This window comes from Microbulbifer maximicatervae (SeqCode), assembly GCF_052466985.1.
The window spans coordinates 2,543,496-2,566,662 of record NZ_CP174298.1 but is presented as its reverse complement, the minus strand read 5'-3'; the positions used below and the strand labels follow the sequence as shown (position 1 = coordinate 2,566,662).

At 44.6% G+C, this 23,167-nt stretch carries 23 protein-coding genes; 8 read left to right on the top strand and 15 right to left on the bottom strand.

Going from position 1 to position 23,167, the window contains the following annotated elements:
• The first annotated feature begins 237 nt into the window (after window positions 1-237).
• The 6 genes from ACJJI3_RS11305 to ACJJI3_RS11280 all read left to right on the top strand — a co-directional run bounded on the left by ACJJI3_RS11305 (window position 238) and on the right by ACJJI3_RS11280 (window position 4,192).
• Complete coding sequence (locus tag ACJJI3_RS11305; RefSeq protein ID WP_444942506.1) at window positions 238-654, top strand: PaaI family thioesterase; 417 nt, start codon at window positions 238-240, stop codon at window positions 652-654.
• Between the two features lie 37 nt (window positions 655-691).
• Entirely contained in the window at window positions 692-1,120 is a 429-nt protein-coding gene (locus tag ACJJI3_RS11300) for a hypothetical protein (protein ID WP_444942505.1), read from the top strand.
• A 49-nt stretch (window positions 1,121-1,169) separates the two neighbouring features.
• Window positions 1,170-1,538, top strand: a complete 369-nt coding sequence (locus ACJJI3_RS11295) for a zinc ribbon domain-containing protein (RefSeq protein WP_413664724.1) — start codon at window positions 1,170-1,172, stop codon at window positions 1,536-1,538.
• Window positions 1,539-1,632: 94 nt separating this feature from the next.
• Window positions 1,633-2,244: a hypothetical protein gene (locus ACJJI3_RS11290; RefSeq protein WP_444942504.1), complete on the top strand. Its 612-nt coding sequence runs from the start codon at window positions 1,633-1,635 to the stop codon at window positions 2,242-2,244.
• A gap of 157 nt (window positions 2,245-2,401) precedes the next feature.
• Window positions 2,402-3,175, top strand: coding sequence for an SDR family NAD(P)-dependent oxidoreductase (locus tag ACJJI3_RS11285; RefSeq protein ID WP_444942503.1), 774 nt, complete (start codon window positions 2,402-2,404; stop codon window positions 3,173-3,175).
• 18 nt (window positions 3,176-3,193) lie between these two features.
• Window positions 3,194-4,192 carry an AraC family transcriptional regulator gene (locus tag ACJJI3_RS11280; protein WP_444942502.1) on the top strand — a complete coding sequence of 333 codons (999 nt, stop codon included), beginning with the start codon at window positions 3,194-3,196 and terminating at the stop codon, window positions 4,190-4,192.
• 96 nt (window positions 4,193-4,288) lie between these two features.
• Here the strand turns inward: ACJJI3_RS11280 and ACJJI3_RS11275 are convergent, their stop codons facing one another.
• The 4 genes from ACJJI3_RS11275 to ACJJI3_RS11260 form a co-directional block, all read right to left on the bottom strand.
• Window positions 4,289-4,594: a hypothetical protein gene (locus tag ACJJI3_RS11275; protein WP_413664728.1), complete on the bottom strand. Its 306-nt coding sequence runs from the start codon at window positions 4,592-4,594 to the stop codon at window positions 4,289-4,291.
• Window positions 4,595-4,742: 148 nt separating this feature from the next.
• A complete protein-coding gene (locus tag ACJJI3_RS11270) occupies window positions 4,743-6,188 on the bottom strand; it encodes a coniferyl aldehyde dehydrogenase (protein WP_444942501.1) in 1,446 nt (481 codons plus the stop codon).
• A 237-nt stretch (window positions 6,189-6,425) separates the two neighbouring features.
• Window positions 6,426-6,692: a PepSY domain-containing protein gene (locus ACJJI3_RS11265; RefSeq protein WP_282931601.1), complete on the bottom strand. Its 267-nt coding sequence runs from the start codon at window positions 6,690-6,692 to the stop codon at window positions 6,426-6,428.
• A 130-nt stretch (window positions 6,693-6,822) separates the two neighbouring features.
• Entirely contained in the window at window positions 6,823-7,230 is a 408-nt protein-coding gene (locus ACJJI3_RS11260) for a hypothetical protein (protein WP_444894717.1), read from the bottom strand.
• A gap of 149 nt (window positions 7,231-7,379) precedes the next feature.
• On the opposite strand from ACJJI3_RS11260, the gene ACJJI3_RS11255 reads away from it, so the two are divergent.
• Together ACJJI3_RS11255 and ACJJI3_RS11250 are read left to right on the top strand one after the other, a co-directional pair.
• The gene (locus ACJJI3_RS11255; RefSeq protein ID WP_282931603.1) at window positions 7,380-8,411 is read left to right on the top strand and encodes a Fe(3+) ABC transporter substrate-binding protein; all 1,032 of its coding nucleotides are present in this window, start codon (window positions 7,380-7,382) and stop codon (window positions 8,409-8,411) included.
• A 122-nt stretch (window positions 8,412-8,533) separates the two neighbouring features.
• Complete coding sequence (locus tag ACJJI3_RS11250) at window positions 8,534-10,219, top strand: ABC transporter permease (RefSeq protein ID WP_444942500.1); 1,686 nt, start codon at window positions 8,534-8,536, stop codon at window positions 10,217-10,219.
• A gap of 6 nt (window positions 10,220-10,225) precedes the next feature.
• On the opposite strand, the gene ACJJI3_RS11245 is transcribed toward ACJJI3_RS11250, so the two are convergent.
• The 11 genes from ACJJI3_RS11245 to ACJJI3_RS11195 all read right to left on the bottom strand — a co-directional run bounded on the left by ACJJI3_RS11245 (window position 10,226) and on the right by ACJJI3_RS11195 (window position 23,035).
• Window positions 10,226-11,290 carry an ABC transporter ATP-binding protein gene (locus ACJJI3_RS11245; protein WP_444942499.1) on the bottom strand — a complete coding sequence of 355 codons (1,065 nt, stop codon included), beginning with the start codon at window positions 11,288-11,290 and terminating at the stop codon, window positions 10,226-10,228.
• A gap of 493 nt (window positions 11,291-11,783) precedes the next feature.
• A complete protein-coding gene (locus ACJJI3_RS11240; protein ID WP_444942498.1) occupies window positions 11,784-12,491 on the bottom strand; it encodes a hypothetical protein in 708 nt (235 codons plus the stop codon).
• Between the two features lie 713 nt (window positions 12,492-13,204).
• The gene (locus ACJJI3_RS11235) at window positions 13,205-13,462 is read right to left on the bottom strand and encodes a hypothetical protein (protein ID WP_444942497.1); all 258 of its coding nucleotides are present in this window, start codon (window positions 13,460-13,462) and stop codon (window positions 13,205-13,207) included.
• Window positions 13,463-14,316: 854 nt separating this feature from the next.
• The gene (locus ACJJI3_RS11230) at window positions 14,317-14,646 is read right to left on the bottom strand and encodes a hypothetical protein (protein ID WP_444942496.1); all 330 of its coding nucleotides are present in this window, start codon (window positions 14,644-14,646) and stop codon (window positions 14,317-14,319) included.
• Window positions 14,647-15,483: 837 nt separating this feature from the next.
• Window positions 15,484-16,164, bottom strand: a complete 681-nt coding sequence (locus ACJJI3_RS11225; RefSeq protein ID WP_444942495.1) for a DUF6629 family protein — start codon at window positions 16,162-16,164, stop codon at window positions 15,484-15,486.
• A 794-nt stretch (window positions 16,165-16,958) separates the two neighbouring features.
• Window positions 16,959-17,372, bottom strand: a complete 414-nt coding sequence (locus tag ACJJI3_RS11220) for a putative signal transducing protein (RefSeq protein WP_444926975.1) — start codon at window positions 17,370-17,372, stop codon at window positions 16,959-16,961.
• Between the two features lie 70 nt (window positions 17,373-17,442).
• Window positions 17,443-17,706 (bottom strand): hypothetical protein, encoded by a 264-nt coding sequence (locus ACJJI3_RS11215; protein ID WP_444942494.1) that lies wholly within the window; start codon window positions 17,704-17,706, stop codon window positions 17,443-17,445.
• A gap of 1,230 nt (window positions 17,707-18,936) precedes the next feature.
• Window positions 18,937-19,644, bottom strand: a complete 708-nt coding sequence (locus ACJJI3_RS11210; RefSeq protein WP_444942493.1) for a hypothetical protein — start codon at window positions 19,642-19,644, stop codon at window positions 18,937-18,939.
• Window positions 19,645-20,282: 638 nt separating this feature from the next.
• Window positions 20,283-20,744, bottom strand: a complete 462-nt coding sequence (locus tag ACJJI3_RS11205) for a DUF2314 domain-containing protein (RefSeq protein ID WP_444942492.1) — start codon at window positions 20,742-20,744, stop codon at window positions 20,283-20,285.
• Window positions 20,745-21,272: 528 nt separating this feature from the next.
• Window positions 21,273-21,797, bottom strand: coding sequence for a hypothetical protein (locus tag ACJJI3_RS11200; RefSeq protein WP_444942491.1), 525 nt, complete (start codon window positions 21,795-21,797; stop codon window positions 21,273-21,275).
• Between the two features lie 470 nt (window positions 21,798-22,267).
• Window positions 22,268-23,035, bottom strand: a complete 768-nt coding sequence (locus ACJJI3_RS11195) for a hypothetical protein (RefSeq protein WP_444942490.1) — start codon at window positions 23,033-23,035, stop codon at window positions 22,268-22,270.
• Window positions 23,036-23,167 lie beyond the last annotated feature (132 nt).

Sequence of the window (23,167 nt, the reverse complement as noted above, 5' to 3'; positions counted from 1 at the left end):
GGCCTTAAGCCTATCTAAAAAGCCCCGCAATTGCGGGGCTTTTTTTTGCCTTGTGGAAAGTGGTTTACTGGGGGCAGATTTATCTATGGTGTGAATTGGTGTAGATGAGAGCACTTAACTGCTGGAACTTGGTGTGATACAGGGCAGCAGCAAAATCGAGTGGAGCAGGGCTGGTAAGTGATGGTGAATCTGACTTAAGTTGAAATAACAAACATAGAATGGAATCGGTGCGGAAATATGGATATCTACGAAATGGTTGAGTCGGGAGATCTGCCAGTACCTGAGTGTGCGAAAACTCTGGGATTTGAGCTAATAAGCTATTCACGTGAAAAAATGGAGATGAAAGCCCGATTTTTTGCCAGGGAGTCATTCTTAAACCCTGCGGAAACAATACAGGGTGGGTTTCTATGTGCAATGCTCGACGACGTAATGGGTCCTGCACTTGTATTTTCGCTGAATATTGGTCAGTTTGCTCCGACACTAGAGCTAAAGACTCAATTTGTTCGCCCAGCTAAAGTGGGGCCAGTTGAGGGTGTTGGCAGAGTTGTATCTAGAGGTGGAACTGTCTGCTTTCTGGAAGGAGAGCTTCTTCAAGAGGGGAAGCTTATTGCTAGGGCAACCGCTACCGCTTTAATAAAGGGACACAACTTATAAATCCTTGATGAAGGATGTGATGTTTTCTGAGGTAAGAATGAGTTTTGAACAAAGCATATATAGCTCCCCGGAAAGTGAGCTTTGCCCGGAGGGGAAGAAGCGGGTTAAGTTGGGGAGCGTTCTTTCTATATCGGGTGCTGTTCTTCAAACCCCGATTATTGTGTTCTTTTATTTGGGGATGTTGAGTTTTTGGGAAACTTTTCAGATTGCCCAATCACTTGATGCATCCCCTGAAGTAATGGCAGGCATGATGAGTCAATCCCTCTCTAATTTTGTTATAGGAGGTCTATTGTCTGGTCCAGGCTTGTTGATTTCCTGTACTGCTTTGTTTTTATCGTCTTTTCGAGCTAAGTGGTTGTTCTGGTATTCTTTAATACTCTCACTGATTTGGATTAGCTCTTTTCCGTTTGGGACACTATTTGGTTTGATATATCTGTTAATAATTTTGATTAAACGAAAATCGTAAATGCAGATTTGATCCACTTTTTTCTGATTTGTAAAGTTAGGTGAAATAAATGTTAGACACTATTTGGGATTATTTTCAGCAGCGAGAAATCGATGATGCGAGATATCGAGCTCAAAATGCAAAGCAGATGGCCGCTAACCTGGAACTGGAAGTCGGTGATATTCAGGGGCGCATAGATACATTAGTGTTGGCGAATCAGGCTATGTGGGAGCTTCTATCGGAAAAATTAGGGGTAACCGAGGCTGAGCTTATTGAAAAGATGGGGCAGATTGATCTGCGAGATGGTAAGCGCGATGGAAAAATAACAACTGGTAACCTGAAAGAGTGCCCTTCCTGTGGTCATAAGGTGAGAAAACAAAGGGCCAACTGCTATTGGTGTGGAAAAGATTTGCTAGTATCTAGCCACTTTGGTGGTTGATAGAGGCGAGAAGGTTTTTAGATTAGAGTTTTTTTAAGTTCTTTACTGAACTACAAACCTAGCTTTCTAATTTTTTAAAAAGCAGGACTTACGGATGTCGGCTATGGATGGGCTTCGAAAAAAGATTTTGTGGGGCTGCATGGGTTTTCTTGTGACTACAGGTATTGCTCTAGGTGGTTCTCCATTTTTCTTATCCTTGTTTCCAAACTCAGTAGCAGATAGGGAATATTTTTTATATATAGATCTTGATGATATTAGAGAAGATACCATCATCTCCCTAGATTGGTCGTGGTATCGTTTAATTATTGTTAAGCCAAGAGATGAAGTTCTACAGCAACTTGATGTTTTAGTTGAACCTAAAAAACATGGAAAGCAGCCACCTAAAGCTCAGGATCGACTAGATCATGAAATAAAAGTGTTTATGCTTCAAGTGAACTCTGAGGATGGTGTACCTAGGCTAGCCGAGCGTGATTACTATCGCTCGATAATCCCATGTTCTGAATTTACGTATTTGTCAGAGGGTGTTTCTATTGAGGGGCAGGACTTAGCTGGGGCGCTACAGTGTGTTGAGAGTGAGTGGGAGAGTTGGGAGAAGTATATGATCTTTGACCTCAATGGTAGGAGTCAATCCTGGTACATTGCTGACCTAGCTGTTCCCAGCTACTCCGTCGAGGACAATACCTTAATTATTGGTAAGAGGAAGTAGGGGTAAAACCTTTTTCTTTTAAATAATTTGACTCTAAGACCGACACTCTACTAATCAATGATGTCACGATTGGATAGTCACTTGGCATCATCGGATTCTTAGTTGGCGCCTTCTAATCATATACTGATTTCAAGATTAACGCTTGGGAGACAGATAGATGGAAACGGCACTTATTACTGGGGCCTCTGGTGGCATTGGCCTTGAGCTGGCCAGGATACATGCATCTAAGGGTGGCAACTTGGTTCTGGTTGCCCGGTCTGAAGGGAAGCTTTCAGTACTCAAACAGCAGCTGGAGAAGGAGTTTGGTATCCAGGCAATGGTTATTGCCGAAGACCTTTCTGACCCCATGTCCGCGCAGAGAATTTTTGAGCGAACCCAAAGTGAGGGTGTGGAGATTGGCACTCTAATCAACAATGCGGGTTTTGGTGGTCATGGTCTTTTCCATCAAAGGGATTTGGAAGCTGAGCAGGGTATGATGCAGGTGAATATGGTTTCCCTTACTAATCTCACCCACCTGTATTTAAAGGGGATGGTTGGCCGCAATAGTGGGCATATTCTTAATGTTTCATCTACAGCCTCTTTTATTCCCGGCCCTTTACAGGCGGTTTACTACGCAACTAAAGCCTATGTAACTTCATTTAGCCAGGCACTCGCGGAAGAGTTGAAAGGCACAGGTGTAACAGTAACGGCTTTGTGCCCTGGTGCTGTTGCAACAGGGTTTGTGGCGGCTGGTGATCTTCAGGGTGTCGATATTTGGAAAAATGCCCGTTCGGCTGAGTCTGTTGCCAGATGTGGTTATCAGGCAATGGAGCGGGGAGATCTGATTGCTTTTAATGAGACACGGCTCAAGTTGTTTCTGAATTGGATAATGCCTTTACTGCCCCGTAAAATGGTACTGAAGTTTTCCCGTCAGACGATGGAAAAGTCTTAATTGCAGGCAGGTCCGGTAATGATCAAACGTGCAGCGAAATTCCTGGTACCTCCCAGCTGGAAGTTGATATTACACGATATGAATATCGATACAGCGCTGGCTCTTGCCTATGCCGGGTTACCTGCGGACCTGTTACAGCGGGAGGCTGTGACACTCACTCCGGTGGAATATTTCCGTTTCTGGTGTGGTATTGATCAGGCCTCGAAGGATCGGCCACTACCGCTTTTACTGGCGGAGCACCTTTCGGCTGAGTCGTTTGACCCTCCCATATTTGCGAGCCTGTGCAGTGCAAATCTGAATCAAGCTCTACTGCGGATACAGCAATACAAACCATTGATCGGCCCCATGGAATTGCACTTGGATATTGCTGATGAGTACACCAAGCTCAATTTAGAGTGCTATGGAAGTGATGGAAATATCCCTGAAGCTTTGGGCTTGAGCGAATTGATTTTCTATATCCGCCTGGCTAGGTTGGGAACCCGGGAGGAAATTCAACCATTGGAATTGGCACTACCGCAGCTGCCTGAAGATCAAATGCCTTATCGGGAGTTTTTTGGTTGTTCAATTAAGCAGTCAGACCGGGTGAGAATTTGTTTCTCAGCGCAAGATGCACAAAAACCATTTCTGACTGCCAATGCCCCTATGTGGGATTTCTTTGAAGGTAAATTGAGCCAACAGCTCAAGGATCTGGATAGCGAAGCCACAATGGGAGAGCGGGTAGGTTCAGTATTGATGGAGTTACTACCGGCTGGAGAGAGTTCTGTCGAAGCGGTGTCTGAACGCTTGGCTATCAGTAAAAGGACTTTGCAGCGGAAACTGGGGGAGGAAAATCAATCCTTCCAGACAGTATTACAGGGAGTTAGGTCAAGTTTGGCTGATCACTACCTCGCCAAATCCAGCCTTCATCTGGGGGAGATTTCTTTTATGCTGGGATTTAAAGAACCCAATTCATTTATTCGGGCCTACCGGGGCTGGAAAGGAATGACACCATTGCAATACCGGGACTCTATTCACTGAATAGATCCCTTAGTTAAAAACGAATGTTTGCATATCACTGTAAATTTTTATGACCAGTTTGGACCTGGAGGTTTAGTTTTAACATTTAAACGGCGATTAATTGGCTGGCCGGTCAGCAATAATTATTCCGTTGTCCGGATTCACTTCCAAAGCCCTCAATTCTCCTCCGTAGACCGCCTGGATTTTCCATCTTCCGCCCACAAATTCGATATGCGTGATGGGATTAAACCCAAGACCATGCAGTTTCGCTTTAATAGTGGATAAGTCCAAGGCAATGACTGAGGGTTCTGCTCCGTAAAGGTCGGGGCTGTCGTAGATGGGGGCGGGTTTATTGGGATCGAGGCCGGGGGGGATTGGGTTAGTGAGATTGCCAACTAAAGCTATGGCGGTAAGAAAAATCATCTACGGCTCCATACTGCTAACAAGCCATAGTATTAGTTTGGACTAGGGATTATCGCAGTGCCAGGGGCTGTAGTGATTTAGGTCTTTCCTGAGCGCGATTATAGCAGTGGATGGCCCAGCTACAGGGTGTAGCCGGGCCATAAAAATACTAGCGGGTAAGTTTTAGCATAAAATCGATAACACGGGTTGAGAGTTTGCCATAGGGAGGCCGCAGTAATTTTAATAGATCGATTGGGCCCTGATAGAAGATCGGGCGAAGTTTAGAGAAGGTTAAAAACCCCTCGTAGCCATGGTAGTGGCCCATACCGCTTTCACCAACGCCGCCAAATGGAATATCGTGCTGGCCAACGTGCAGTACACAATTGTTTACCGACACGCCCCCAGACATTACTTTGTTGATATATAAATCTTGTAAGGTTTTGTCGTGAGTGTAAGGGTAAATCGCCAGGGGTCTGGGGCGAGCATTAATATAATCAATAACTTCCTCTGGCTTGGAGTAAGTGATAATCGGCAATAGAGGGCCAAAAATCTCACGCTGCATTGCCAGCATCTCGCCGTTTACGTTGGTCAGGATATGTGGAGGGAATTTTCGCAGTTTATTGTCCCTATCCAATTTGCCAGCACTTAAATCTATGGCATTAGCACCCTTAGCCTTGGCGTCATCCAGGGTTGCCCAGATTCGCTGGTAAGATGTGTCGTCGATAATAGAAGTGTAATCCTGGCCATCTAAGTCGGGGTAGCGCTTCTGAACATAATTTTTTGCGTGCTCGATAAACTCTTCGAGATACTCCTCCGGCAAGAAAAGATAATCCACGTTGACACAGATCTGCCCGGCGTTTACCAGCTTCCAGTAAATTAGTTGCTCGGCGGCTTTCTTAACCGGGTAATCCGGGCCAACAATTGCCGGTGATTTACCACCAAGCTCCAATGTGACTGGAGTTAGGTTTTCTGCGGCGGAGCGCATTACTGCACGGCCGGTATTACTGGAGCCGGTAAAAATTAAGTGATCGAATTTAAGGCTGGAAAACACCGGGCCTATTTCATCGGCATCGGGAATAAAAACCAGCTTTTCTTCTGGGAAGTATTGTTCACAGACTTTACTGAGTAATTCTGCAAGGTGCTTGGAATTGGTGGACATCTTGACCATCGCCTGATTGCCTGCGGCGAAAATATTGGTCAGTGGTGAAAGGCTCAAGTTTATTGGGAAGTTCCACGGCACTATGACGCCAATTACCCCCAGAGGTTGTGGGACCACACGATTTTTAGAGAGGGGATAGGATTTAAAATCTGTATGGCGCCCCCTGGGTTTCATCCACTTCTTTAGGCGCTTGATAGTCTCTTTAATGCCGGAGAGCGCTGGGTAGATATCGTAGAGCAGTATCTCTTCCCTGGCTCGATTGCCGTAGTCGTTACTGATCGCCTGGATAATGGGTTCCTGCTGTTCACGCAGGAGTTGGGCAAGGGTTTTAAGATCCTGCACACGTTGCTGATAACTGGGAACCGGGTTGGCCAGGTAGGCGCTGCGCTGTTTGTCCAGATAGTTTTGCAGTACCGCTTTGTCTGCATCCTGCCGGGTCAGGGTTTGTGTTGTCATTTTATTATCCTGTGGCGTTGATCTCAGAAAGACTAAACGAAATTGAATCGGAGTGATTGACCAATCCGGTAAATTCCTTTGATGATCGGATAACAAATTTTATCCGGGGTATGGCCAAGTTTGTTTTGCCATCGCAATTTATGGCGCGGATTACATCGCAATGTTCAAGCAGAATAGGTTAGGGCCGGCTTTGGCAGCCGGCCCTGGCAGGATAGCTCGGAATGAGGACAGTAATCCTTAATCGTTGTCCGGTTTTTCCGACAAAACTTCCGCAGAGTTGGGGTCTACGTGCAAGTCGTACTTTTGGTCACCCTTATAGGCCTCAATCTTCCACTTACCCTTGTCCAGATCGACCTCAACAATTGGGGTGTAGCCCTGCTGTTCCAATTTGGTCAATACGGTGGAAAGGGCCATAGCTCCGGGTGGGGGCTTTTCTTTGGCGAGTGCATAGGGTAGTGCTGTTGCGGCGATAAAGGCCAGCAACAACTTGCTGATAGGCTGCATGGTGCTATTACCTCGCTGTCTATTTGCTAAATCGCAGTATCCTATGAGTCAAATCTTCCCTTAACCGAGCGATCGGTATTTCCAAACTGTAAAATAAAAACTGATGCGTCTGCGTTTGGTCTCCAGGCACTTACAACGGGTTTTGTGGACTGCCCTCGGTAAGATGCTTCTGGATAGCCTCGCACCACTCCATGCCTCCGGGTTTGAGACCGTTGGTATTGGCTCCGCTGAGCCGGGTGATGGCTGTGAACCACTCCTCACTACCGGTAGTTGGCATGCCGGATGGGTATAGTTTCGCCATATCGCCATTTTGCTGGGCAAGCACTTGCTGTTGAACCCAGGCAAACCATTCCGGGGTGCATATAGCTGCAGCTTTCTTTTCCGCTTCCGCTCCATTGCCCGGTGGGGCAATGGGCTCCTTCATGGCGCTGGTAGCCGACTCATCTGCAGGAGGGGTTGCAGGTGACTTGGAGTCCTTCGGGCCCCCACAGCTGCAGAGGACAAAGATCAGTGCTATTAAAGGGCCAAAGCGGTACATAGGACCTCTATGGGTGGCGGTATCAAGCCTAAGCATAGGAGGAAATTGACGACTTTGCCTTATCGCCTTAGGTCATATGTATTTTTATTGACATTGCCATTAAATCAAATGAGAATGTTTCTCGTTTAATCCAAGGGTGATCTACGATAATGTCTACCAGAGCTCTATTTCAAAAAGTGCTGGCTGTAGCCGGCTTGTTGGGTGCTGTGGGTGCCAGTGCGGCCGAGCAGGTAAATATCTACTCCTACCGACAGCCTTTCCTTATAGAGCCGATCTTAAAGGAGTTCACCGAAAAAACCGGTATTGAGGCCAAAGTGGTCTACGCCAGCAAAGGCTTGAACGAGCGTTTGCAAAGGGAAGGGCGCAATAGCCCCGCTGACCTGGTCCTGACTTCCAATACCAGCAGCCTGATGGATCTGCTTAATAAGCAGCTGACCCAACCGGTAAGCAGTGAAATCCTGGAAGACAATATCCCATCACAATTTCGCGATAAGGCCGGCAACTGGTTCGGCCTGACCACTCGGGCGCGTTTGATCTACGCCTCCAAAGACCGCGTTAAGCCCGGTGAAATTACTCGCTACGAAGAGTTGGTAGACCCTAAGTGGAAGGGCCGAATCTGTACTCGTAGCGGCAAGCATCCCTACACCCTGTCCCTGATCGCCTCCATGATCGCCCATCACGGTGAAGCAGAAACCAAAGAGTGGCTGCAAGGTGTGAAAGCGAATCTGGCGCGTAAGCCCCAGGGTAATGACCGCGCTCAGGTTAAAGCTATTAGCGAAGGTGTCTGCGACCTTTCCCTGGGTAACAGCTACTACTTCGGTAAAATGATTACCAATAAGGAGCAGCCGGAGCAGGTGGATTGGGCCAAGTCTGTAAATCTGGTCTTCCCTAACCAGAAAGATCGCGGTACCCATATGTTTATTTCCGGTGCGGCGCTGACCAAGCATGCCCCCAACCGTGAAAATGCCGTTAAGCTGCTGGAATTCCTCAGCGGCGCCGATGCTCAATACTCTTACGCTGAGAAAAACTTTGAGTTCCCGGTACGCCCGGGCACTGCCCGCTCTGAGTTGATTAAGGAGTATATGGGTGAGTTTAAAGAAGACGATCTGAGTCTCACGGAGATCGGTTCCTACGTTCCAGCGGCTTCCCGCATGGTTGATGAAGTACGCTTTGACTTTTAGAATGGTTAACTGAATGGGAATTGCTGCCGAGTAAATTGACAGCACTATCTCAGCCTTATTCGAACGGCCCTGTCGAGAGACCAGGGCCGTTCTTTTATAATGAGCTTTTGATTCCTTAATCCATGCTAAACCGAGCCAACTTATCAGCTTCCCGCTGGCTGCTACTGGTAGCTACTATCTCCCTTCTGGTAGCTCTGCCAGTGCTATCCATTTTTTGGTTGGCATTTTTCCCTGAAGAAAATATCTGGCCGCACCTGGTGGACACGGTGTTGTTTCACTATGTGTCCTCCACATTGATTCTGGCTGGCGGTGTCGGTTTGGTAACGCTGATAACTGGCGTGGGCAGTGCTTGGCTGGTGAGCATGTGCCAGTTTCCCGGGCGTCGTTTGTTTGAGTGGGGGCTGTTATTGCCGTTTGCTGTTCCCGCCTATGTGATTGCCTACGTTTACACGGACTTGCTGGAATATGCGGGCCCTGTGCAAAAGTCCCTGCGCGCCTGGTTTGGTTGGCAGACAGCCAGGGATTACTGGTTCCCGGAGATCCGTAGCATGGGTGGGGCGATTGCCATGCTGTCACTGGTGCTCTTCCCTTATGTCTATATGCTCGCGCGAGCAGCCTTTATCGAGCAGTGCGGCAGTATACGTGTCGCGAGCCGGTCATTGGGTTGTACGCCCTGGCAGAGCTTCTTGCGCGTATCCCTGCCAATGGCACGCCCGGCAATTGCGGTGGGTTTATCACTGGTATTGATGGAAACCCTGAATGATTTCGGCACCGTGGACTTCTTTGCCGTACGCACCTTGAGTGTCGGAATTTACGATACCTGGTTGAGCCACGGCAATTTAGGAGGTGCGGCGCAAATTGCCTGTAGCACCCTGATTTTTGTTGTTCTGTTAATTACGCTGGAGCGAATGGGGCGGGCGAGACAGAAGCACTTTGTACAATCGCCAAATTCCCAGCGTGAACGCTATGATTTGCGCGGCTGGCGATCCGGTGTAGCCCTATTGTTCTGCGGGTTACTGTTGGTGGCCGGTTTTATTATTCCCCTGCTGGTTCTGGGAGGTTACGCACTCAGCAACTTCTCCAGTTATTGGAGCGAAGATTTTATACAGATCGCCAGCAATAGCTTGTTACTATCAATCGCAGCGGCACTGGTATCTGTACTGCTGGGCCTGCTGTTGGCTTACGGTAAGCGACTGCAACCCAAAAGATCCGTACGGGTCTTGGTCGGCTTTTCCAAGCTGGGTTATGCAATGCCCGGGGCAGTACTGGCGATTGGTGTCCTGATTCCCCTGGCCGCTTTTGATAATGCGGTGGATGCTTTTTTACGTGAACACTTTGATATCTCCATAGGGCTGCTGTTAAGCGGCAGTATTTTCGCCATTATTTTTGCCTACACGGTGCGCTTCCTCGCAGTGTCCACAGGGGCCATAGAATCTAGCCTGGAGAAAGTAACCCCTTCAATGGATCGCGCTGCCCGCTCCCTGGGACGCAATAGCTGGCAAACCCTGTGGGCTGTACATCTACCTTTGGTGCGTACAGGTCTACTAACGGGTGGCTTGGTGGTCTTTGTGGATTGTATGAAAGAACTGCCGGCGACTTTGCTACTGCGCCCCTTCGGCTTTGACACCCTGGCGACTTATGTTTACCAGTTCGCTTCCGATGAGATGCTGGAACGCTCGGCCCTGGGGGCTTTATTGATTGTCCTGGTGGGGTTGATACCGGTGATTTTACTAAGCCGTTCCATTGGTTGGCGCAGAGGTGAGGAGCGCACAGCCGTGGCGGACTCAGAAGCGCCCGCCCTGTCCTAATAGCTTTTATCGGGCTTGGTCAAACACCAGAGCAGAGGAAAGGTGCAAGGGAAGTTTATCACCAGGAGCGGCTTGAACGTCTGCATTCAAAGCGGCCTCGACAGTTTCCCCTGCAGCTAACTGAAAGCGATAGTTCACCTGGTTGCCGAGAAAATTCTTTTCCACAACCTGAGCCATCACAGCACCGGGATGTTCGCCTGCGGCAATATCCTCACTGCGCACAAACAGTTCGAGCTGATCTCCACTTTCGTATGCGGCTGTTGGCACCTTCACTTCCCCCAGAGGGGTACTGATCAGGCCATTGCCCACAACAGTACCGGAAATGATATTCCCTTCACTAACAATCCTTGCAACTGCCAAATTTCTAGGTGTTTGATAAGTGTCTTGAGGGCTGTCCCACTGCTGTAATTGTCCCTGGCTGAGTACTCCCAGCTTATCCCCGGCAATAAAGGCCTCGTGGCGGTCGTGGGTAACAATAATTGCAGGGATCTTCTCTTCGCGCAGTATATGGCGGACTTCAGCGGCGAGACTGCGGCGCAACTCGGTATCCAGGTTTGAGAAGGGCTCATCCAAAAGTAACAGCTTGGGGCGCGGTGCCAGTGCCCGAGCCAGAGCAACACGCTGCTGCTGACCGCCAGAGAGCTGATGTGGGTATTGTTGCCCAAAGCCTTCCAGACGCACTAACTTTAGCAAAGACTGGGTGCGGGATTGCCGCTTGCTTTTCGGCATTGACTGGATACCGAAGGCAATATTCTGTTCAATGGTAAGGTGTGGGAAGAGGGCGTAGTCCTGAAATACCACCCCAATATTCCGTTGCTCTGCGGGAATCTGTAATTCAGGAGAAGAGATTACTTCTCCAGATAGCTGAATATTCCCCTCAGCGATTGGCTGGAAGCCGGCAATGGCATGTAGCAGAGTTGTCTTACCGCAGCCGCTAGGGCCCAACAAACAGGCAATTTCTCCCGCTTGTAAAGCAAAGGAAACCGATTCGATAACTACCTGCTCACCGTAGCGGCACTGCAAGTCTTCAATAGTGAGTATGGGATGCACGGGTTTTCCAATAGTTTGCATTCTCGACACTTCAAGCAATTTTCAGAGGCAAAGCTGAAGATGGGATCCATAAACAGGTAACACAAAGCGTAGAGTCGCCAGAAACTAAATTTAATAGTGTGGTGAAGCAAGATATAATCAAAAAAATTTTTCGTAAATATATCTAGGGTTAACCAGAACTAACAGCCATTATACATATATTGAATATAACTTTGATAGCTCTTTATCTAGGGCAATGCTCATAAATGTGGCCTGATTTACCGAAGCTATTACAGGCGGAAATCGAGTAATCTGATAAGCTGTTAGCGCCTGCCATTTGAGCAGTTAGGAAATAAATGTTTGTACCCGCACTTATTTTGATAGGTGATTACCTTGGCTTAAGATGAGGGGGAAGTTTTGAACACACTGATTTTTACATTGTTTTCTTATCGATTTCAGCGAGGATAAAGAAAGACAGTTCCAATTAATAATACCCTAAGTGCCGACCATTCGGCACTTAGGGATTTGAATGACCCTATTGACTTAGGTTTATTCCGGCATAGTACATAGAGTCTAAAAATGGGGTTATATCTACGTCATTAAGACTGACACTCATAGCTTCCAGTCCGACGTGAGCCAATTCAGTATTTGTACGATTGATCACACTAACTACTACTTCTTTAAGAGCTTCTTTCATTAGTTTATCGACATTCGTAGAGTGCAAAACACCCATTCCTTCATTTTCTCTGCTGACTTCATTGAATAACTCATTTGCCAATATAACTCGGCCTTCTTTGTCAGATAGAGTCAAAACCAGTGAAACATGTCTTCTGCTTGTTACTGTCACTAGTCCAGTTTCATTTTCAAACTCAAAATTTAATATTTTACCTTTCAAAGAATAAGAAGGAGAGGTTGATCCCTCACCTTTAAAGGCGTCAACCCCCACCATCTTAAAATCTTTAATAAAAACATCTTGCAGTATTTGGGCAACTGGCTGGTAGTCAATGCCTTCATACTTTAGGCCAAACTTCCAAGCGCCTTGCTTGCCTATAAAGCTCTTTGATTTCTCATCATTTTTATCAATCCAAGAGCGTGAATCCTCAAATTGATAAACAGCTAACTTTGTGCCAGAGATACCGTTGTGTTCTAGGTTAACACCTGGCTCGTATGTGGCTACCAGAGCTCTAGTACATCCGCCCAGCATAATAATTGCTAAAAAAATCGATGTGATTTTTAGTTTCACTTTAAACTCTCATAATATATTTTGGTTAATGTTATAACATTTATCTAATGACTAACTTGACCGCTTTAGCCCCCGTCATTATTTTGTTGCACTTTTAAACTCTCCGTGCTGGGGGAGGGTAAAATATACAAAAATTGTACGTTAGTGATAGATTTTAAAATGGCCATAGCATTGCGGCAATTAAGTTACAAATGGCGCGGGCTCGCGGATTCTAAAGACTTTCCCCTCAAACTTCCATATTTTCACGTATTAAGAGTGAAAAATTCATGCCCCATAAGTCAAATAACAAATTGCTCAGAGATTTTCTCTGTTGCTAAATATGATGGGCGTCCAGAAAGCTGGTTTATGGTCTTGCGCAAGCGTCCCCCCCCCCGCGCGCGCAGATATGAGCAGCACGGTGTTAGTTCAAAATACGAGGGGGAGTTGAGTGCTGGAATTTGATGTGGCTTTACAGTCTCCCTAAAGCTTTACTGCGCTATTAACGATTTACATTAGAATGATTGAAAAAAAATTCTAATAAAAAATTATTTTTTAGGGTGAATATTGCTGAAAGGAAAGGTGTATATTTGGTGCAGAGATGGCCGTCGCATAAGGTGGTCTTGCCCACAAAAAGTGGAAACTTTGACTATGCGCCTTTGCGTTCATACCCTATTGGACTTTCATAGCTTAATATAGAACACCTACGAACCCTAAGATAGAAAATCTCAATGTATTCAAACATCTCGGATTTTGCTTGCTTTTGGCAGTGACTGGATACCGAAGGCAATATTCTGTTCAACGGTGAGGTGTGAGAAGAGGGCGTAGTCCTGAAATACCATCCCAATTTTCCACTTCTCTGTGGGAATCTGTTTTCCACGAGAGGAAATCACTTCCCCGGATAGCTGGATATTCCCCGCTGCGACTGGTTGAAATCCAGCGATGCGTGTAGCAGCGTTGTCTTGCCACAACCGCTGGGGCCCACAAAAAGGCAATTTCCCCGCCTGTAAAGCAAAGAAGACTGATTCGATAACTACCTGCTCACCTTAGTGGCACGGCAGGTCTTCAATAGTGAGTATGGGATGCACGGGTTTTCCAGTAGTTTGGCCTGTAAACAACTTGGGCAGCTACTGGATCTAGTTCCTGATCATAGCTATCACCAAACTGACCGATAGCCAGTCCAGAGTGATGCATGCTTTTAGTTGTGCAGCAGTGTTTAAGCGAGTCTAATCCCGATTATACCATTAGCCTCAGTATTTGGTGCGTGTACTGGACTGTGAGAGATTTCGAGTGAAGATAACAGTACATCACATACATTGAATGTTTCAGGGAGGGATATCTTCGCTGGTCGTTCATCAATACTGAGGTCGATATGACGAGCGCAATCTTCTTTTTATATGAGGAAAATTTGAAGCGAAAATTCTTTGAAGGGGCTAACCGAACTTCCGCTAACGTTTGTTGACCAATAAATGGTCTAGTATATTGCTTTACCGCCAGGCATTTTTGTCACTAATTCCTGGAATTATTCATGGTGTTTAGGATGGTTGAGCTTATTTGTTCTAATTTCTTTCCATTATTGAAGCTCAATCGATTACAAGGTAAAGTGTAATTTACTCGAACCTAAGCAGCAATGTATTGGCCAGCATTAAAAGTTATTTACATTAGACAAATAAAAGGGATAGATATTTCACGCTTGGAGATGTTTTTTTTGAAAAATAGAATTGAGTTTGTTATATGGTTGTTGGGTAAAACTCCTTACAGGTAGGAGATTGCCTATTGTAGATTTTCATGATGGGTGGCGCGAGGCCAGTAGCCACAAGCTACCGGCATACCCGCTATATGATGTGAGTTATTTAAAAATCACAGAACTCAAATTTAAGTATGATCCTTGGCAATCGTAGTAACTTAATTGTATTGATTTATCTGCCATGTATGCAGAAATTAGGAATGACAATCTCCCTTCATAGTTCTCAGAAGTTTCTAACATTACAAATGTCTTGTTGTTGGTGCAATCCAAATTACTAATACTGGGATCATTTTCAAATCCGCTTAATTTTACATATACACCATTGGTTTGAGCTTTCAGATCTTCTATCTTATGAGCTTCAGTAAATGCAGCATTGCCCGAAAGTGGAAGTAAAAGAGCTGTTGTTGCCAAGAGGCTTCTAAGGATGGACATGTTTTTCCTATACTATTTCAATGGTTGCGTAGCGAAATTATAAAAATCAGGCCTTGAAAAATCTTTTATTCCCGGGGCTTCACTAGATAATAATTTCAGGTGAGGCTAGATGATATCATCTAGCTATACTTGTTGGAATATTTTGAAGTATTTTAACTCGCAATGTTTCATTAATGATACAGCACAATGGACTAAGCTGAATAACTATTCTTAGTCTCAAATCTTATTTTTCATGTAACTAGAAATAAATCAATTATCATTGGTAATAATGCTCCATAGGGGGTACTCAATAGCAGCCCCTTAACACATATAAATGATAGGATCCTCAATGCTATCTGCCCGTTTTTTAGTCCTATCGGTATCTGAGCACCAATTTGTACAAGTAAGGTGTGTCGGTATTCTTTGTCCATCTCCGGGTGATGGTAGTTTTTGAGATCATCATCCGATGACACCTAAGGGTGCATTATCTGCAACGCGCTAAGAGTTCTTTAAGAAACGGTTTCTTTTTTGATAAGAGTATTCTTTTTCAGTCGAATAAATAAAGGTAGAATTTCGCTTGTTTAGTTTTTCCTAGGTTTAAATATTTAAGATGCTCTTCGTGGGCGAGTAAATTGATTCTCGCCTTCGGTAGCTGGCAAAGGACATATTTGTTATGGTTTTCTACTGGGTCGACTTATTAAAAAAACAACAACAGGTATGAAAGTGATAAAAAGCCTAAAAGACATAAATCGAACATTCATTTTAGATGAAGGTCTGAATGGCAACAGTCTCAATCTGTGGGAATCCAAAATTAATGTGCTTAGTACTGCCTGTTAACGCCTAACTTCGTTGCCCCAATTATGAGGGTTGTTTTTCTATTTTTGATTTATAATAATTTATTAATAGAAAGTAAATCCATAAGGTCGATATCGCAGCAAAGAAGCACCAGGTTGATACCCATGTTTCGCGTTGAGTGAAATAGACGATAACACCTAGTGTCATGACAAGCGCCCAAAACTTCCTGAAAATTCTATTGCTCGATAATAAAAACAAAAGGCCAAGCATGGAATAAATAATATGTCCAGTTGTAATGGCGAACAAGCTGTAATCGGATGTGATATAGCATAAGCTATGTCCGCATACACTCGTTTTTATCAAGTGTCTTGGCCCTGTTTCCAATAGGATAGGTATCCAAAGATATAAGCCAAAAATAAAACCTATGATTATTAATGTAATAAAGAAAATCCTTTTCCATTTTTTTGTCTCAAGACTATAGGCAACGATTGGTATCCAGACAAGCCAAAAAAATAGAGCAAAAAATAAATAAAAAATAGAAGACGCTGCAGTCAGTGACACTAAATTTTCGTTGTATCCAATCCATACTACCCCTTCACTTGCTTGCTGTAACGCAAAAAGGAGGGGGGTAACTGCGAGTAATAAATAGGTTTTATCATTTTTCATAGCATGTGTTGTACACAAAGCACCACCGACAATAAGCAGAGCTGCTGATCCGAACGATGCCGTGGCTGAAAAACACATAATGATTTTCTCTATATGTAAGATATTCTAACTTAAGCCAAAGCCATATAATTTGATATGTAACATAACAATATCCATAACCTAGAAAATCAGTTGACTTTGCTAATTTGTACTAAGCTTATGAATTAGTCTGTGATGGCTAAGTCTACTTCAACGTTTTCAATTCATCTTATGAGTTAAGCTGAAAAGACTAATAAAGCTATATTGAGTTTACTTATATAGGTTGATACCTATATAAGTAAAATCTATGCCGAGAGGGTTAAACAAGCTAGTGTAATGCCGCTGGGGGTAGTTGCATTATCTATTTAGTTAATCAAAGTGGGTCTCAGTTTTGCCTCTTGGGTGTGGGGTTGGCTTTTACGCTTAACAACCTTAATACGTCCGTTAAATTAAATACATTGGGGATGTTAACCCATTCGATACTTGCCGGTCATTACGATGAACACCTTTAGCAGGGGGCACTAATAAGTCGTTGACATCAGAGTAATTGCCTTTTATTCAAGACATTTTAGATTTCAGATGTGCTTGTCACGAATAAGCCTGTCTACCGTAAACCAGAGCTGACAGTCGAAGGTCATCACTCCCATAAGCCACGGTATCCTGGACATGCTTTACGATTCACTGTGGACATTACGGTTAGTGCTGGCAATCAAGTCCATTCAGTCCCATATTTTTCCAGATGATTGGCCATACCATATTTGTTTAGTCTAAAACTCATACTCAAATCAATAGGCTTTTAACAAAGAGTATGGGTGGGGGTATTGCGCTATGTTCAACATTAAAGGGCCAATATTTTATGATCGCTGATTATCAAGCTTTTGGAAGTGGCCGCAGTCCTTGCACTTAACTCCATGTTGATAGAAAAATAAAGGCATCCCCAAAAGTAGGAAAACCAAAAATGCGGGCTTTTTCCCCTTGGTAAACGGCTCGACATTTCGTGATGAGCAGGACTCGCATACTCTTTCTTCATCATGCCCTAATTCTTGGTCTACAAGAATGGAACGGTCTTGATTTAGTATTTCATTGGCTTCATCAAGGTCTCTTTCCGACACTTGAAGCCTGACTCCACCCATAGCATTAGAATATAGCCACTGCATATTAACTGTGTGCTCATCTGCAATGAAAGCGTGTATTCCTTCAGATTCAAGTCGTGCTTTTGCAATCTGCGCTTCATATGGAAATGAGAATCTAGCAACGGTTACTAGCAAGTGATCACCTTAGCGCTTAACGTCTTGAGATGCGGAGCGAAGTGTCTGAAAATTTAGATGTGTTATGTTTTTATAGCCCACTAAGGAAACCCCACAACTTACCCCAGCGTTCTAGCTTTTGATCAGCGCTCAATAGCCTCGGCTGAACTTGAATAGAGTCGCCAAGTTGATCTACACCTTTCAATAAGTTGAGATTTACTGCTCCACGAAGCTGGCTATTTATATTGCAGGCTACGGCTAGCAGTTGATTACAACCTTTGCAATGGTAGAAAACTGCAAGCTGATCTCCATTTTGATTAGTTGAAATTCCATCGCCAATGAAAACCGCAGACATAGTTGGGTCACTTATAATAGGGGAAGGACTGGATTGGCAATAATTGCAATCGCAAATGCTTGGATTCAAGGCTTCGAGCGGCTCTGCTAACTGAACTTCAACGTGCCAACGGTTACATTCACACGATCCCTTAAAGAGCATAAAAATTAGTTCCAATTATGATGAAGCATAACGTTTGTATAATGGGCAAGTGCAGCGTCTCGACAGCTATATCGCACCTGCCACCGTAAGGACTGTAGCAACGAATGCCTGGTTCATTTGATTGTAATGCCGCTCAGCTTGAACAGGACACATCGTTTGCCCCCCCAACAACAATTACGAAGTTGGTGAAAAACTCACTCGCAGTTAAGTAACCACATTCCCCAGGCAAATCCACACCAGAGTTCAAAGTAATTGTGTATTTGTAGCTTCCATTATTTTGCTCAATGACCGGTAAATTGTCCGGGACTCCTCTGGTGCTACAGCATCAAACCTAAGTCTATTGCTTGGAAGCTGAACAACTGCCGAGTCTATCTATATTCCACTTTGGTTCTTGATCATCACATTCGGCATCACCCCAAAGTAAGCCCCTCTAACACCAATCATCAGCAATACAGCGCATATCTTCCCTTCAAAATCGGATACTCCACAGAACGGAAGAATACCCGCCAGCAGTGGCCGCAGAGAAGTGGAATTTCCTCTGGCTGAGCTTGGATTAATGGAATGAAAGCCCCTTTAGCAAGACCGCCGTTTATGACTCCCATTAAATGCCAACTACTAAAGAATGGCAACCAAAAGACGGCGAGATTCTGAAGGAAAGACACCCTATAGAAGTAACGAGCTGACGAACAGAAAACGATATAAGGCTTGACCTGTAGGTGAGGTGGTAAGGGACACCAAAACTATATGATCGTGAATGCGGAGGTTGTATTATGAAAGTTCAGATTCTTATATAGCGAGCTACTATAAAGCTATCAGTGTGGCCGCTGACTCATAAGATGAGTAGTGTTGGAGCCGGTAGTTTTAAACTACCGGCTACCCGATTTAGGCTGGCTGTATCTTTGTATTACGCGGATTAGAATTTGGGTCTGTGTTTTTCGATGATTTGGGCATCTACCCAATAGATGTCGCCCTCAGGATCGACACCATCTTCTCTCTTAATGGGGTTGTGATTGAAGAACAGATACTTACCGTCTGGTGACACATACGCGCTGGCCTCATTACCGGCGGTGTTTATGGTATCTCACAGGTTTATTGCCTTACCCCAGGAACCATCTTGTTGGCGGAAACTGATGTAGAGATCTTTGTCACCGTAACCGTCGTCTTTTTCGCTGTCCCAGATGAGGTAAGAGCCATCGGCGGCAATGAAGGGGTGGGCGTCCAATTACCAGAGTTGATATGCGGCCCCAATAATACAGGTGGTTGCCGCTTGCCGTTGCTAACGGTTGATATACGTAGCACGTCATTGCTCTTGTAGTCGTCAAACACTATGGTGCCATCAGCTGATGACGTCAGACGCATGATACCCCAATCTTTGCGGTCGAACATCGCCCCCATACTTTTAATATCTGACCAGCCTGATTCGGTACGCACCATGTACTTGTTCCCCAAGTGCATGGTTTTGCCATCTGGGGCAAGTAGAGGGCGGCCGACCCTTGGGCCAACAACGGATTCGTGCCACTGGTTACCTATCTGCTTGAAACGAATGAGCAACCACTTTTCAGTGTCGACATCCATTCGGCTAAAGTAAAACTCGGTCATATCTGGTGTGAAAGAGCCGCTATAGTCTCGATGCCGGGTTGCGACATAGCCCGGCGCGAATATTTTGGGTGTTAGTCCCGGTGGTGTTTGCCCAAGGTAGGGGCCTTCCAGCAGGGGAAGTGCTTCTTGGCTACAACCGTGGCTACTCACCGCAAGAAGAGAGATCAGGAGTATGATAGAACTACAAAAATGCTTCACAGCTTGTCCTTGTTTTTACATCAACGAATAAATGAACTGCGGGCAATTTAATCAGTTCGACATGAAAACACCTGAAGTACTTATGATTTTTAAATAATTTTGAGCTGACGGCACCAATCTATTGAATCTAGAGTGTCACAAAAACCGACACACTTGGCAAAAGTAAAGACCGGCAGCTGGGCACTGTAGACTGGTCAGCTTTCAAATATCTAGGGCAGGAAGATAATGGGAATCCGTACCAATCAGCTGTCCTTGAAAGAAAGATACTAGATGGAAACGCTTACTGGACTGAAATCTTTAGTCTGGAGCATCGCATAGTGCCTCCATCAAGGGTATAAGGTCGCCTCTCGCTGCTGTGCCGAGAGTACCCACTCAGGATGTTCCAGCGCCAGCACGAAGCTTTACACACACCAAACTCAACTCTGCCATATCGATGTAAATTGACGACCATTTAAGAAATTCTGGCCTTGAGAAATCGCTAGGCGAATATGGCTTGGAGGTGTGCGAAAAGGGTTAGTTGTTTAACGATTCATTGCTGGGTGGTCGAATGAAGTTAGAATTTGCTGTGGCTGGCGTGTGACGTAAGCTGTCTGATCGCGATAGCAACGAACAGCATTCGCTAGTTAGGCGTTAGCCTTCTAAATTGGCTCATATGATGAAATTCCAATACATGAGTCATATTCCTGTTTTTCTTTTTCCGAACCAAGCTGTTCTCTTGTTACCCGCAAGGTGTAAGCGCCTATTGCATGCCCGTTTTCAATCACCATCCAATCAAATACATCTTCTGGATCGAAACCAAGTCGCTCACCTACTTGTTGCCACTTTCTAAGCTCTTCTGGCACTTCGAAGAATACTCCTGAAAGGAAGTTTTCTTCGACATGGAAATATACATCTGACAACCAGAGGTATAGAAACCGGTCTTCTCCAAGCTTTTCAGATAAATCCGGATCTCTAAACCTTAGCTTTGCTGCGTAAATGGCTTTAGGGCCGGATTTCACAAGATTGATGAAATCACCAATAGTGTTCGATGCTTGAGCGAATGCCTTAAGCATTTCTTGATCTTGATTATGCGTGTTTCTGAATAACGGGTCGATCATCATCGATTTTTCCTTGCCTGCTAGCGCGCAGTATATCAGCGGCCAAAGCAGGGCGAAGTAGTACGTAGGCAGTCCAACTCAGTGTTTTTTAAGAGTGTACGAGCTATTGTTTGTTATATATTTTGTACATATTAAAACTGTCTGGCAGCAAATAAGCCCGCTATAACTATTGCAACAAGGCCGGTGGCACTACACCAAAAACCGTGACTATTGCCGTTATAACTATCTAGATAGACAGTTTGTTTTGGTGAAGGGTAGCGGCCGAGAGTGATTAGTTTACAGATGGGCCAGCCAGTCCAGTAGCAGATGGTGCCAAAGAATATTTCCGTTAAGATATATCCTATACCTCGGAGAAATCCCCTACCTATCTCCCCAATTAACTCATCCATAATTACCTTCCTTGTTTATATATATAATGCATTGCTTAGCGGCTCATTGGACGGTAGCGTAGTTTTGGCTACGCTAGAAATTCCCGCCCAAAATAAAGTGGACCTCAAAGCATCCACTGGATTCATTTTCTATAATTTCTTACTAGTATTCTCTGTATTTAACATTTGCTTTAAATGCTTCGGCTTCAATAGGGGAATCCTCATACCCATGCTCTAACACACCTAACAAATGACCGGAGAGAACGTCCTTAAAGCTAGCTCGCTCTACTTGCAAAACATGAACAAGCTCATGTGCCAACTTCGGAGTATCCATCTGGAATCCCTGTCTTATGTATATAGAATAACCAAATACCTGAGCATTATTCACAACTCCATCGCCAATAAGTCCGGCTGTCTCGCCAATAAACTTTAGAAGTGAATTCTCACGTGGAAATGGCACTTCATCCACATAAACCAGTCTTATTTTTTCAGGGTTCTTAATGCCTATCTCTTTCGCAATATCAAGGTGCTTCTGATCTAGAGGGTGACCAACTTGAAGGCCTTCAGTATCAATTTTTTCAGCCCACTCTGCATATGGGTTTACAAAGGTAAATTCAATTATTTCCTGATGAAAAACAAAAGGCAAAGCTAAAACAGCTAAACCACAAAGCAAAAATTTACTTTTCATATTTTACTACCGCTTTATACTATTCAAGGATCAATCTACCATAAAAGCACTCAAAAACCATTAAGAATCAGTGGGTTATATCTAAATTGTAGCGATGGTGTTAAGTGCGATTACAGCGATTTGGTTACTATTCCTTGTGCATGAGCGGCCCCTAAACACTCAGTAATATAAAAGCTTTTCAGGCCTTTTAGTCTTTTATCAAAAAAACGTTCAAGCAGATTAGGCATATAATCTCAAGCTCTACCTAAATCAGAAATTCTAAAAGCCATTTCAAACGTTTAGTCTGTTCTGGGTTGGATAAACGCATGGATGCATGGTTTACTCGGGGGGATGCCTGTTTATCCTAAAACAGATAATTGTCTGCGAGTCGGAATGCATTGTGGATAGAGAATCGCACACTATAGAACCGAATGATAGATAGTGGGTAGCCAGAAGCTGGAAACTGCCGGCTGCCCAATTTCAATATATTTTTAGCACGGAAGTACCGAAAGCGCCGAGCCCAAGGCATTTGCTATACCATTTATTAGCTCAGTTGTGACTCGTGCCTTATTAAGTGCGATGTCAACCAGCAAGCCAAAAATGACAGAGATATAGGCCAGGTATCCAAAACCCATATAGTCATTGTATAAGATGGTATAAAACCTATCTTGACCATATGTGTATATGGCGGAAGATATGATGGTAGCAACAAACAAAAGCACTGCAGGTAAGAACAAGTGAGCTATTGCTTTTGGTTTGGCGAAAGATACGGCCAAGAGGATAAGAAACATTAGAAAATTTGACCCAAGGAATATACGAAGGTCAAGTTTTAAATTTCCCACTATCTCAAGGTACTTTCCCTTAATAAGATCGCCGAGTGTATGTTGCGCAACTTTAATGCTCTTAAGGCGATCGAAGTAGCCTGCTGTGATAGACTGAGCCAAAGCCTTTTGTCTTTCACAGTCATAACCACACATAGAGGCAATTACACTTGCTATTTTTTGCGGTAGATTGTTATCTAAGTTTTCTTTAATTTTTTCCGATTCCAGTCCAAGTCTATTAGCAATGCTCAGCGCTTGATTTGCAACTGTAGATTCGCTTACAAGATGCTGCTTTTCTCGAACCTCCTTCTCTATTTGGTATTTTACAAATCCTTTTGCTGATTCTTCTATGCTCTCAGGCGACAAGAATGTAATAGAGAATAGAATTCCAAAAAATAGAACTCCAAATAACCCGGTTGAGCGTAATGTAATATTCATAGTTTCCTTAGCATTTAACGCCTTAGTAACCCGTAGCAAAGCGTAAGCTGTCCGGTGCCGAGGGCACACAGCATGCTGTCTTGGTACTGCCGTATGGGTACGGACTAATGAGGTGAAAATCCGCTGGAGAAA